This window comes from Sulfitobacter sp. LC.270.F.C4 (genome assembly GCF_032922545.1).
Taxonomy (GTDB): Bacteria; Pseudomonadota; Alphaproteobacteria; order Rhodobacterales; family Rhodobacteraceae; genus Sulfitobacter; species Sulfitobacter profundi.
Genome location: NZ_CP136692.1, coordinates 3,318,815 through 3,331,159, shown reverse-complemented (window position 1 = coordinate 3,331,159; position 12,345 = coordinate 3,318,815). Strand labels below are relative to the sequence as shown.

Annotated in this window: 9 protein-coding genes; 7 read left to right on the top strand and 2 right to left on the bottom strand. The window is 64.4% G+C overall.

Going from position 1 to position 12,345, the window contains the following annotated elements:
- The first annotated feature begins 13 nt into the window (after positions 1 to 13).
- From R1T45_RS20040 to R1T45_RS20010, 7 genes are read left to right on the top strand one after another with little or no spacing between them, the layout of a single operon-like run.
- Positions 14 to 2,110: a 3-hydroxyacyl-CoA dehydrogenase NAD-binding domain-containing protein gene (locus tag R1T45_RS20040; RefSeq protein WP_317390069.1), complete on the top strand. Its 2,097-nt coding sequence runs from the start codon at positions 14 to 16 to the stop codon at positions 2,108 to 2,110.
- Complete coding sequence (locus R1T45_RS20035) at positions 2,107 to 3,282, top strand: acetyl-CoA C-acyltransferase (protein ID WP_300055955.1); 1,176 nt, start codon at positions 2,107 to 2,109, stop codon at positions 3,280 to 3,282. The genes R1T45_RS20040 and R1T45_RS20035 overlap by 4 nt, the downstream gene beginning before the upstream one ends.
- A gap of 11 nt (positions 3,283 to 3,293) precedes the next feature.
- On the top strand, positions 3,294 to 4,493 hold the full coding sequence (locus R1T45_RS20030) for an acyl-CoA dehydrogenase family protein (RefSeq protein ID WP_067935480.1): 1,200 nt from the start codon (positions 3,294 to 3,296) through the stop codon (positions 4,491 to 4,493).
- Entirely contained in the window at positions 4,490 to 5,623 is a 1,134-nt protein-coding gene (locus R1T45_RS20025) for an acyl-CoA dehydrogenase (RefSeq protein WP_317390068.1), read from the top strand. Before R1T45_RS20030 ends, R1T45_RS20025 begins: the two co-directional genes overlap by 4 nt.
- The gene (locus R1T45_RS20020) at positions 5,604 to 6,011 is read left to right on the top strand and encodes a PaaI family thioesterase (protein WP_120350233.1); all 408 of its coding nucleotides are present in this window, start codon (positions 5,604 to 5,606) and stop codon (positions 6,009 to 6,011) included. The genes R1T45_RS20025 and R1T45_RS20020 overlap by 20 nt, the downstream gene beginning before the upstream one ends.
- Positions 6,008 to 6,775, top strand: a complete 768-nt coding sequence (locus R1T45_RS20015) for an oxepin-CoA hydrolase, alternative type (protein WP_132444635.1) — start codon at positions 6,008 to 6,010, stop codon at positions 6,773 to 6,775. Before R1T45_RS20020 ends, R1T45_RS20015 begins: the two co-directional genes overlap by 4 nt.
- Before the next feature lie 53 nt (positions 6,776 to 6,828).
- Entirely contained in the window at positions 6,829 to 8,331 is a 1,503-nt protein-coding gene (locus R1T45_RS20010; protein WP_317390067.1) for a class I adenylate-forming enzyme family protein, read from the top strand.
- Positions 8,332 to 8,358: 27 nt separating this feature from the next.
- Here the strand turns inward: R1T45_RS20010 and rpe are convergent, their stop codons facing one another.
- On the bottom strand, positions 8,359 to 9,048 hold the full coding sequence (rpe, locus tag R1T45_RS20005; RefSeq protein ID WP_317390066.1) for a ribulose-phosphate 3-epimerase: 690 nt from the start codon (positions 9,046 to 9,048) through the stop codon (positions 8,359 to 8,361).
- A 64-nt stretch (positions 9,049 to 9,112) separates the two neighbouring features.
- Positions 9,113 to 12,319, bottom strand: coding sequence for a 4Fe-4S double cluster binding domain-containing protein (locus R1T45_RS20000; RefSeq protein ID WP_317390065.1), 3,207 nt, complete (start codon positions 12,317 to 12,319; stop codon positions 9,113 to 9,115).
- Between the last annotated feature and the right edge of the window lie 26 nt (positions 12,320 to 12,345).

Sequence of the window (12,345 nt, the reverse complement as noted above, 5' to 3'; positions counted from 1 at the left end):
AGGAGTTACTGATATGACTGACAAGATTGCCTATTCCCGCCATGACGACATCGTCGTGCTGCGCATCGAAAACCCGCCCGTCAACGCGCTGAGCCAAGCCGTGCGGCAGGGGCTCTCCGACGGCATGGACCGCGCCGAGGCCGAAGACGGCGTGCGCGCCGTGATGATCGTGGGCGAAGGCCGCGCCTTTATCGCGGGCGCCGACATCACCGAATTCGGCAAGCCGCCGATGGAGCCGCATCTGCCGAACCTGTGCAGCCGCATCGAAGCGTCGCCGCTTCTGGTCGTGGCCTCCATGCATGGCGTCAGCCTTGGTGGTGGTCTCGAAGTTGCCCTCTCGGCGCATTACCGCATCGCCCAGCCCTCGGCGCGGGTCGGTCTGCCTGAGGTTCACCTTGGCCTGATCCCCGGCGCAGGCGGGACACAACGCCTGCCGCGCCTCATTGGCGTTGAACCCGCGCTGGATGCGATCACCACGGGCCGCCACATCAAGGCACCGCAGGCGCTTGAGATGGGCATCGTCGACCGGGTGGAAGAGGGTGATCCGCAGGAGGTCGGTCTCGCCTACGTCCGCGAATTGCTCGACAGCGGTGCCGAGCGTCGCCCGATCTGCGAGATGCCCGCGCCTGCGCCGATCGATTGGGACGCCGCCTATGAGGCGACGCTGAAAAAGGGTCGTGGCCAGATTTCCCCTGCCGAGGCCGTGCGCGCCGTGCAGGCGGGTGTCGAAAAACCCTTCGAAGAAGGCATGAAGGCCGAGCGCCGCATCTTCTCGGAACTGATGAACACCGACCAGCGGCAGGGCATGATCCATGCGTTTTTCTCGGAACGGGCGGTCAGCAACCTGCCGGAACTCAAGGGTGTCGAGCCGCGCGAGTTGAAAGCCATCGGCGTCATCGGTGGCGGCACCATGGGCGCGGGCATCGCCACGGCAGCACTGCTGTCGGGCTTCTTGGTCGTGCTGATCGAGATGAAGGACGAGGCCGCCAAGGCGGCGCATGAGCGTATCTCCGGCAACCTCCAAGGCGCGCTGAAACGCGGCAAAATCGACCAAACTAAGTTCGACACGCTGACGGGTGAGGCGCTTACCGTCTCCACCGACTACGCCAGCCTTTCCGACGTCGATCTGGTGGTCGAAGCGGTGTTTGAAGACATGGACGTCAAAAAGCAGGTCTTCGGCAAACTCGACGCGGTCTGCAAGCCGGGCTGCGTGCTGGCCTCCAACACCTCCTATCTGGACGTGAACGAGATCGCCGCCAGCACCTCGCGCCCCGCGGATGTAATCGGGCTGCACTTCTTCTCGCCCGCGCATGTGATGAAACTGCTTGAGGTCGTCGTCGCCGACAAGACCGCGAAAGATGTGGTCGCCACTGGCTTTGCCTTGGGCAAGGCGCTCGGCAAGATCAGCGTGCGCGCGGGCGTCTGCGATGGCTTCATCGGCAACCGGATCCTCGCCACCTACCGCACTGCGGCGGACCACATGGTGCTCGACGGTGCCAGCCCCTACAAGATCGACGCGGCACTTGAGAAATTCGGCTTTGCCATGGGCCCCTTCGCGGTGGCCGATCTGGCCGGGCTCGACATCGGCTGGGCCACACGCAAGCGCAAGGCCGCCACGCGCCACCCCGAGGAGCGGGTGCCGACCTATATCGACCGGCTCTGCGAACAAGGCCACTTCGGCCAGAAGACCGGCCAAGGCTACTACATCTACGAAAAGGGCAAACGCGGCGGCACGCCGAACCCGGAAATCACCCGCCTGATCGAGGAAGAGCAGAAGGAGCGCGGCATCGCCCCGCGCGAGTTCACCGATGCAGAGATCGTGCGCCGCTACATGTGCGCCATGGTCAATGAGGCGGCCAAAGTGCTGGAAGAGGGCATCGCGAAACGCCCGCTCGACATCGATATGACGCTGCTCTTTGGCTACGGCTTCCCGCGCTATTGGGGTGGCCCAATGAAATGGGCCGATATTCAGGGCCTGCCCAATGTCCTCGCCGCCATCGAAGGGTTTGCCGAGAAAGACCCGTGGTTCTGGAAACCAGCGCCGCTGCTGGTCGATCTGGCCAAAACCAACCGCACTTTTGATGATCTGAACAAGGAAGCTGCCAAATGAAACAGGCTGTCATCGTCTCCGCCGTCCGTACCGGGCTGGCCAAATCCTTTCGCGGGTCGTTCAACATGACCCACGGTGCCACCATGGGTGGCCATGTCGTCGCCGAAGCGGTTAAACGCTCGGGCGTCGATCCCTCGGCGATCGAAGACGTGATGATCGGCTGCGGCTACCCCGAAGGGGCCACCGGCTCGAACATCGCGCGGCAGATCGCCCTGCGCGCGGGCCTGCCGGTGACCGCCTCGGGCGTGACCGTGAACCGCTTCTGTTCTTCCGGTCTGCAGACCGTCGCCATGGCCGCCAACGCAATCTGCCAAGAGGGCGCAGGCCCGATGGTTGCAGGCGGGGTCGAGAGCATTTCGCTGATCCAGCCGGATGTGAAATCGGTGAAAGAGGCCTGGCTCAAGGAGCATAAGCCCGAGGTCTATATGGCGATGATCGACACCGCCGACATCGTCGCGAAGCGCTACAATATCAGCCGCGAGGATCAGGACGCCTATGGCCTGCGCAGCCAGCAGTTGATTGCCGCCGCGCAAGAGGCCGGTCTCTTTGATGACGAAATCGTCCCGATGCAGACCACCATGGGCGTGCAGGACAAGGAGACCAAGGAGATCTCCACCCGCGAGGTCACAGTGGACCGCGACGAATGCAACCGGCCCGGCACCACGCTCGAAGGGCTTGCGGGCCTGACGCCCGTGCGCGGCGAGGGGGCCTTCATCACCGCGGGCAACGCCAGCCAACTGTCGGATGGCGCTGCAGCCCTCGTGCTGATGGACAGCAAAGAGGCCGAGCAACAGGGCCTGCAAGCCATGGGCGCGTTCAAAGGCTTCGCCGTCGCGGGTTGCGAGCCCGATGAAATGGGCATCGGCCCGGTCTTTGCCGTGCCGCGTCTGCTGGAACGTCACGGGCTGACCGTCGATGACATCGACCTGTGGGAGCTGAACGAAGCCTTCGCGAGCCAAGCGCTCTACTGCCGCGATAAACTCGGCATCGACCCCGATAAATGCAACGTGAATGGCGGCTCGATCGCTATCGGCCACCCCTTCGGCATGACCGGGGCGCGGATGACCGGCCACATTCTGCGCGAAGGCCACCGCCGCGGCGCGAAACTCGGCGTGGTGACGATGTGCATCGGCGGCGGCATGGGGGCGGCTGGCCTCTTCGAAATCTACTAAAGGGGGCCGACATGGACCTGAGCTATACCGACGAAGAACGCGCCTTCCGCGAGGAGGTGCGCCAATTCCTCACCGAGAAACTGCCAAGCGAGCTTTCCGAAAAGGTGCGCCGTGGGCAGGAGCTTTCGAAGGATGATCACGAACGCTGGCACGCCATCCTGAACGATCAAGGCTGGCTGGCCACCAACTGGCCCAAGGAATTCGGCGGGGCCGCGTGGAACGCCGTGCAGCGCCATATTTTCGAGGAAGAGGCCGCTGCCCATCACGCGCCGCGCATCGTGCCCTTTGGCCTGTCGATGCTGGCCCCCGTGCTGCAAAAGTTCGGCTCGAAAGAGCAGCAGGACTACTGGCTGCCGCGCATCCTGTCGGGCGAAGACTGGTGGTGTCAGGGCTACTCTGAGCCGGGCGCTGGGTCGGACCTCGCCTCGCTCAAAACCACGGCGGTCAAGGACGGCGACCATTACATCGTCAACGGCCAAAAGACTTGGACGACGCTGGGCCAACACGCCAACATGATCTTCTGCCTCGTGCGGACCGACAAGGACGTGAAGCAGCAAGAGGGCATCTCTTTCCTGCTGATCGACATGGAGACGCCGGGCATCACCGTGCGCCCGATCATCCTGCTGGATGGCGGCGCCGAGGTGAACGAGGTATTCTTTGACAATGTCAAAGTGCCCGCCGAGAACCTCGTCGGCGAAGAGAACAAGGGCTGGACCTACGCCAAGTACCTGCTGACCCATGAGCGCACCAACATCGCGGGTGTCGGCTTTAGCCAAGCGGGTCTGTCGGCGGTCAAACGCATCGCCAAATCCGAAATGGCCGGGGGCCGTCCGCTGATCGAAAACCCGCATTTTGCTGCCCGCGTGGCGCAGGCAGAGATTGATCTGATGGCGATGGCCACGACCAACTTGCGCATCATCTCCAAGGCCGCCGCAGGGCAGGCACCGGGGGTGGAGTCCTCGATGCTCAAGGTCAAAGGCACGATCATCCGGCAGGAAATCAACGATCTGGCGCGCCGTGCGGCTGGCGTCTATGCGATGCCCTTCGCCTCGGAAGCGGTGGCAGGCAGCAACGATGCGCTGCCCGATCCGAATGAGGCCGGCCCGGTGGCCGCGCAGTATTTCAACAACCGTAAGCTGTCGATCTTTGGCGGTTCTAACGAAATCCAGCGGCAGATCATCGCCAAGACAACGCTGGGAGGTGCAAAATGAATTTCGACCTGACCGAAGAACGCCAGATGCTGCAAGACAGCCTGCGCCGTTTCCTGCGGGATAAATACGACACCGCCACGCGCAATGGCATTCTGGAAAGCGAAGCAGGCTTCTCTGCTGATATCTGGAACGGCTTGGCCGAATTGGGCGTCATCGGCGCGCTTTTCACCGAAGAGCAGGGCGGCTTTGGCGGCGCGGGTTTCGACATCGCAGTGGTGTTCGAAGAACTGGGCCGCGCCGGTGTGGTCGAGCCACTGCTCGACAGCGCCGTGCTGGCTGGCGGCTTGATTGCCGATCTGGGCAGTGAAGCGCAGCAGGAGCATATTGAGGCACTGATCGGCGGCACGTTGCAACTGGCCTTTGCCCATGGCGAGCCGACCAGCCGCTATGACCTTGAGCGCGTCTCCACCACCGCGTCGCAAAACGGCGGTGACATCGTGTTGAACGGTCGCAAAGCCGTCGTCGCCAATGCCGAGGCTGCCGACATGCTCGTCATCTCTGCCCGCGAAAGCGGAGAGGCTGGCGATCAGGCAGGCATTTCGCTGTTCCTCGTACCTGCCGACACCAAAGGGCTCACCGTCACGGGCTATGCCCTGCTGGCCGGTGGCCGCGCCGCCGAAGTTACACTGGATGATGTGACCCTGCCCGAAAGCGCCCGTTTGGGTGAGGCGGGCAAAGCGTTTGACGCCATCGAGGCCCGTGTGGCCGTGGCGACAACTGCGCTCTGCGCGGAAACGCTGGGCGCGATGGAAACCGCCTGCACGCTGACCCGGGAATACCTCGGCACGCGCAAGCAGTTCGGCCGCCCCATCGGCAGCTTCCAAGCCTTGGCCCACCGCATGTCGGACCTGCTGATTGACCTCGAACAGGCCCGCTCTGCCGTCATTAACGCCGCAGGCCATCTGGCCGACGACCGCGCCAGCCGCGAGCGTCATGTGTCTGCTGCTAAGAACCTGATGGGCCGTGTCGGGCGTTTGGTGTCAGAAGACACGATCCAGATGCACGGCGGCATTGCCATGACCCAAGAATACGAGCTGGCCCATATCGCCAAACGCATCACCATGGCGGACCACCGCTTTGGCGACGTTGATCATCATCTGGAGCGGTTCATTGCACTATCCGCCGCATGAGGCACCGACCAGCGGGGTTCAACAGCTGATCGGGTTTCAACCCGACCTGTCGAACCCCGATGGCAGCACCCGCGTGACACTCGACCTCGGCCCGCAGCACCTGAACGTCTCAGGTGTGCTGCACGGGGGGTTGCATACGTTGCTCTTGGATGTGGCCACGGGCTTTGCCTGTGCGCGGCACTGCGCGATGAGCGGGCCCTTCGTGCCGATGCTGACCCTGTCGCTGACCACCGATTACATCTTGGCGGTGCGCGAGGGCCAAGTCGTTGCCACAGGCCGCGTCACGGGCGGGGGGTATAAAATCCTCTATGCCGAGGCCCAGTTGCATGATGCCGAGGGCAAGCTGCTGTCGCGTGCGACGGGCGTTTTCAAAAGGGCAAAAACATGAGTGCGCGGATCGAAGACCGCGGCGATCGGTTGATCGTCTGGAACGGCAACGCCGAGAAACGCGGGGCGCTGACGCCAGAGCTTTATGAAGCGATTGCAGAGGCGATGCGCATGGCCGAAGACCCGCGCATCCGCGCGGTGATCCTCACCTCCGAAGGGCGCTTTTTCTGCGCGGGGGGAGACCTTAACGTGCTGATCGAACGGCGCAAATTGACCGAGGCCGAGCGCCGCGAGCGGGTGGATGGGCTGCATGATCTGGTCCGCGCCATGCGTGCTTGTCCGGTGCCTGTTATCGCCGCCATCGAAGGTGGCGCTGCCGGGGCGGGGCTGTCGCTGGCGCTGGCCTGCGACATGATCGTGGCCTGCGAAGAGGCGCAGTTCACTGCCGCCTATGTGAAGGCCGGGTTGGTGCCGGATGCCGGTCTGACGGCTTCTTTGGCGCGGCTTTTGCCGCGGCCCTTGTCGATGGAGATGTGCCTTCTGGGCCGTCCCGTCATGGCGATGCGCTTTGCCGAACTCGGCGCGGTCAACCGTATCTGCGCCAAAGGCAAAGCCTTGGACGAGGCGCTGATGCTGGCCGATACGCTCGCCGCCGGGCCGCGTGCCGCCCAAGGCGCGATCCGGCAGTTGGTGGCGCAGGCCTATGAGGCCGAAGAGGCCGATCAGCTTGATGCCGAACGCAACGCCATGGCCCACGCGGCTGGCGGGGATGAGGCCGCCGAAGGGATCGCGGCCTTTTTGGAAAAACGAAAGCCCCGGTTTTAGCCGGGCAGCGGCCGCCGGAGGAGGGGGTCGCGAATAGGCAGGAGGAGACACCCATGAACGCCAGGGTACAGGATTTTCTAGCTGAGCAATTGGCGACCCGTCCAGAGGCGCCCGCGCTGAGTGACGCCAGCGGTGCCGCTTGGAACTACGCCGATCTGGACCGCGCGCGGGTGGCTTTGGCCGCTGAGCTGCGCGGTGCGGGTGTGCAGGCGGGCGACCGCGTGCTTTTGATGGTGGAAAACTGTGTTGCAGCGGTTGCTTCGCTCTATGCTTGCTGGGAGTTGGACGCGGTGGCGATCCCCGTCAATGCCCGCCAGACCGAAGCCGAAGTCACCCGCATCATCGATCACGCCACCCCGGCGGCGGTGCTGCTGACCTGCGATGTCTCGCCCGAAGCGGCGGCCCATGCGGCGCGGCTGAACGCCCGTGAGGTCTCGGGCGCTTTCGGCAGCCTGCACCTTGCCACACCGCTGCCCAGCAGCCCGGATGCCGATCTGCATGATGTGGCGGTGCTGCTTTATACCACCGGCACCACGGGTGACCCCAAGGGGGTGATGCTGACCCATCAGAACCTGCGCTTTGGCGCGCGTGCCTCGGCGGACCTGCGACAGATGGTGCCGGGTGATGTGGTTTACGGCGTGCTGCCGATGACCCATGTTTTCGGTTTGGTGTCTGTCTTGATGGCCGCGGTGAGTTCTGGCGCGAAGGTCCGGCAGGAGAGCCGTTTCTCGGCGGCGAAGCTGCATGCCGCAACCCACGAGGATGTCACGATCCTTCCCGCTGTGCCGCAGATGCACGCGCTGGTGATGCAGTACTCGCGCGAGCGCGGGATGCCCAAACTCGAAAGCCCCAAGCTGCGCTATGTTTCATCGGGCGGTGCACCGCTTGATCCGGCGTGGAAACGCAAAGCCGAGGCGTTTTATGAACTGCCGCTGCAAAACGGCTTTGGCATGACCGAGACATGCTCGGGCGCCTCGGCCACCACCAACGCGCTTGGCTCGCCCGATACTTCGGTCGGACCGGTCACGCCGGGCACCGAATGCAAGATCGACGACCAAGCCCCCGGCGGCAATGGCGCGGGCGAAGGCGAAGTGCTGGTGCGCGGACCGCATGTGATGAAAGGCTACTACCGCAACCCGACCGAGACCGACAAAGCCATCGACGCCGAGGGCTGGTTGCACACCGGCGATCTGGGCAAGCTCGATGAGGATGGGCGGTTGCACATTCTCGGGCGCAGCAAGGAATTAATCATTCACGGCGGTTTCAACGTTTATCCGCCCGAGGTCGAAGCCGCGTTGAACGATCACCCGCGCGTGGTGCAATCGGCCGTGGTCGGACGGCGGCGCGAAGGCGACGAAGAGGTGCTGGCCTTCGTGCAGGTCGCCCCCGGCGACGAGGTGACGGCAGAGGAGTTGCGCAGTTTCGTCAAAGAGCGGCTGACCGGCTACAAGCGGCCCGCGCAGATCATCGTGGCCACGGACCTGCCCGCCGCACCCACAGGCAAGATCCTGAAACACCGGCTGCTGACGGCCTTTGCCGACCGGCTGGAGGGCTAGGCGCGAATTGAACCGCGCCCGGCCAGATCAGACGTAGGTGCCTTCGGCGGCGGCGCGGATCGCGCGGATGTTCTCGCCGTAGGGGGCGGGGGCGCTGACCGAGCCGCCTTTGAAGACGGCGGAGCCCGCCACCAGCACATCGGCCCCGGCCTGCGCCACCAGCGGCGCGGTCTTGGGATCGACGCCGCCGTCGATCTCGATATGCACGGGCCGGTCACCGATCATCGCGCGCAGGTCGCGGATTTTGGCTGTCATGTCGATGAACTTCTGGCCACCGAAGCCGGGGTTCACGGTCATCACGCAGATGAGGTCGACCATGTCGAGCAGTTCGGCCACCGCGCTGGCTGGCGTGCCGGGGTTTAGTGCCACACCCGCTTTCGCGCCCGCGCCGCGGATCGCCTGAAGCGTGCGGTGGATATGGGGGGTGGCCTCGACATGGGCGGTGATCACATCGGCGCCCGCCTTGGCGAAGGCTTCGATATAGGGATCGACCGGGGCGATCATCAGATGCACGTCCATCACGCCCTTGATGTGGGGCCGGATCGCCGCGCAGGTGGCGGGGCCCAAGGTGATGTTGGGCACGAAATGCCCGTCCATCACATCCACATGCACCCAGTCCGCGCCTTGGGCCTCAATGGCTTCGCATTCGGCACCGAAGTTGGCGAAATCGGCGGCGAGGATGGAGGGGGCGATCTTGATCGAACGGTCGAATGTCATGGGGGCAGCCCTTTGTTGCAGAGGTTGGCTTCTCTTAACGGCTGCGCGCTTTTTGCGAAAGGGGTTAGAGGTCGAGTTCCAGCACGCCGCCTGCCTCTGCCGCGCGTGACTGGCAGAGGATGATCGCGCCTTCGCGCTGCTTGGCCGAGAGAACAAAGTCGCGGTGTTCGACTTCGCCGCCGCGCAGGCCGCATTTGCAGACGCCGCAGATGCCATCGCTGCATTTCAAATCCACCGGCACCCCCGCCGCGATCAGCGCGTCGGCGGCTGTTTCCTCGGCAGAGACGGCGATCTCGCGGCCTGAGGTGAGTTTCAGCGTGAAGGGGTGATTGACGTAATCTGGCACCTCGGGGGTTGAGAAATATTCCAGATGCCGCGCGTCTTCGGGGATGCCCGCGGCCTCGGCGGCGGCCATGACCGACTGCATGTAGGCATCCGCGCCGCAGGTGTAGACATGGGTGCCCGGCGCGCTGCGTTCCATGATGGCGGGCAGGTCGGCGCGGGTGCTTTCAGATGAGATATGCAGGTGTACACGGTCGGCCCAAGGGGCCTGCGCCAGTTCCTCGGCAAAGGCCGCCGCTTCCCGGTCTGAGGCCGAGTAGTGCAGGTCAAAGGGTCGCCCAAGGGCGTGCAGCCGGTGCGCAAAAGCGATCATCGGCGTGATGCCGATGCCGCCGCCCATGAACAGGCTATGCGGCGCGTCCTCGACCAGTTCAAAATGGTTCACCGGCTTGCCGACAAAGATGCGTCGCCCCTTGGTGAAAACCCGGTGGAGCAGGGCTGATCCGCCCCGGCCCGCGTCTTCGCGCAGCACCGCGATGCGGTAGCGTTTGCGGTCGGACGGGTCGCCCAGCAGCGAATAGGGGCGCAGGAATTCCGGCGCGACGACCAGATCAAGATGCGCGCCAGCGGACCATGCGGGCAGGTCGTGGCCTTCGGGGTGGGCGATGTCGTAAAGCGCTGTAGTCGGGTTCAGGCGGGTGACGTCGGTGATGCGCAGGTCGAGCACCGGGGTGTCGCTGCCGACCTTGTAAAGGTGCAAATGGTCGGTTTCGCCCGCTGCGGTTTTGCGGCGGTGCTCATCGGCGCTCAGCAGGGCCGCATGGGCGGCAATCCCGGCCTCGCGGTTCATCGGATCGGGGTAGGGCCAAGGATGCGGCGCCAGCGGAGCGGGGTAGACGGCGAGGGTTTGATCCTCGAATTTGAGGTCAAGATCGGGTTGCAGATCACGGGCGTTCACCGGCTGGGCAGGCGTGTCGAACTGGCCCGAGGGCTTGCGCTCGATGTCCCACCACCACTTTTTCACCGGGTTCAGGCGGCCCTTGCCGACCATGTCGTCCAGCTTGGCCAGCAGCGGTGCGGCGGCGGGGATGTTGGAGGCGGCCCAGCGGAAGGGGGCCTCGGCGAAGAGCCCCTCAAGGTTCCACGGGCAGGTCTTCATGCAGCGCCCGCACATTGCGCCGCCTTGGTTGGTGATCCGGTAGGTGGCGCATTTTTGGCTGTCGGATTTCCAGATTTCATAGCCGTTGAACATCTTCTTCGGCCCGGCGGTGATCGCCCCCGAGGGGCATTCGCGAGCGCATTTGTTGCAGGCTTCGCAGAACTTTTGCAGGCCGAAGTCGATGGGCTTGTCGTGGTCAACGGGCAGGGTGGTCGTGACCACGCCGGATTTCAGGCGCGGGCCGAGGAACGGGTTCAGGATGACTTCACCAATCCGCGACACTTCGCCCAGTCCCGCCAGCAACAGCAGCGGCGGTTGCAGCACATCGCCATCCATCACCGTATGCGCTTTGGCCGCGTGGCCCAAGTTGCGCAGGTGCTGGGCCATCACGCCGCCCAGCATCGAGAACCGCAGATAGGCCCGCATGGATTGCGACACGGCGATCCAGTCGTCGCCCGAAGACCCCTCCATCGTGTCGAAGCCTTGGTCGATGATAAGGCTCAGCGCTTGGTCATGCGGCGGGGTGATCGGGGTGCCGGTGGCGTCGTGGCTGTACCATGTCCAATCGGGGCAGGCAGAGAGGCCCGCAGCATCGGCCCCCAGAAAGTAGCTTGCCGCTTTAAGGTTCGCGGCATTGCGGGCGCTGTCCGCCATAGCGGGCGCGGCGTCGTTCACCGGGCCATCTTGCAGCAAGATCAGCGCGCCCAGCAGCCGGCGCTGCGCGGCGGAGGGAGCGGATTTGACTACATGGTGCCCGCCTTTCATGGCGTTCTGCACCTTTGGCCCCATGTCGCCGAACTGCCCGCGCGCGAAAAGATCCCCGCGTTTCGGCACGCGCGGCACGTTCGGCGCGTCGATGTAGGTGGTCGGCTCATCCACCCGTTTCAGCGTCTCAAATGGATGCGGCCCTGCGGCATAGTCGCGCCGCGCGTAAGGATCGACATCGCGGGCGCTGACGCCGCCATGGGTGCCCAACTGCCAATGCGGGCCTTTCAGCAGGGACCAAGGCTGCTCGGAGAACGGGCAAAGCGGCAAATCGGGCGCAAGTTCCATGTCGGTCGTCACCACGGCCAGCCCGAAGCGCGAGCCGATCCACGGCGCTTGAAGCGTGCCGTCTTCCCAAACCGCTAGCCCCGCCGCCACGGCCAATTGGCCGAGGTTCACATCAGAGGTGGTGCCTGAATGCACCTTTGCCGCGAACCCCAACTGGCGGATGTATTCGGCCAGCACGGTAGCGTTTTCGGTGCCGCGCAGGCAAGCGCGCTCGGCTTGGGCGTCCATGATCCAATCGCTGCCCGGCTCATCTTCGCGTGGGTCGCGGGGGTGGGCGGTGAGGACCACCAGCGCGTGGCTGTGAGCGTCGATTGAGGTTTCGGGCGCATCAACTGCATCGCGCAGGTTCGCCATGATGACATCCACCCCAGCGGCGAGCGTCTTGGTCTGGCGGCTGCGAAGAAATTCGGCCAGTTGCTCGGTGCCTTCGCTGCGCCGAGGCGTGGCAAGATGCGCCTTCTGCGGCAGGGAGCAGACGCCCATCATCGAAGCGTCGTTGTAATAACCAAATGATTTTAGGTGATTGGCCCGTTCCGCCGGGCTTTCGGGGATCACCGCGCCTGCCGTGTTGACCGGCCCGTCGCGCAACACGTCCATCATCGCTTGGAAGGGCGCCATGGCGTTGCAGATGCTCTGCGGCGTCTCGGATCGCTCAAACCGCAACACCGGGATGGGCGTGTTCGGCAGTTGGTCATGCGGGGCATGCAACCGGCGCAGCCGCTCCAACGGGAAGGGGCCGAGGTGCATGGGGCGGGTCTTGGATGAAAAGAGCTTCATGGCAAATCGATGCCACGCATTGAGTA

What these genes read in the sequence shown, in the direction of transcription:
- R1T45_RS20040 (WP_317390069.1), top strand. Translation starts at nt 14, where the DNA reads ATGACTGACAAGATTGCCTATTCCCGCCATGACGACATCGTCGTGCTG.
- R1T45_RS20035 (WP_300055955.1), top strand. Translation starts at nt 2,107, where the DNA reads ATGAAACAGGCTGTCATCGTCTCCGCCGTCCGTACCGGGCTGGCCAAA.
- R1T45_RS20030 (WP_067935480.1), top strand. Translation starts at nt 3,294, where the DNA reads ATGGACCTGAGCTATACCGACGAAGAACGCGCCTTCCGCGAGGAGGTG.
- R1T45_RS20025 (WP_317390068.1), top strand. Translation starts at nt 4,490, where the DNA reads ATGAATTTCGACCTGACCGAAGAACGCCAGATGCTGCAAGACAGCCTG.
- R1T45_RS20015 (WP_132444635.1), top strand. Translation starts at nt 6,008, where the DNA reads ATGAGTGCGCGGATCGAAGACCGCGGCGATCGGTTGATCGTCTGGAAC.
- R1T45_RS20010 (WP_317390067.1), top strand. Translation starts at nt 6,829, where the DNA reads ATGAACGCCAGGGTACAGGATTTTCTAGCTGAGCAATTGGCGACCCGT.
- rpe (WP_317390066.1), bottom strand. Translation starts at nt 9,048, where the DNA reads ATGACATTCGACCGTTCGATCAAGATCGCCCCCTCCATCCTCGCCGCC.
- R1T45_RS20000 (WP_317390065.1), bottom strand. Translation starts at nt 12,319, where the DNA reads ATGAAGCTCTTTTCATCCAAGACCCGCCCCATGCACCTCGGCCCCTTC.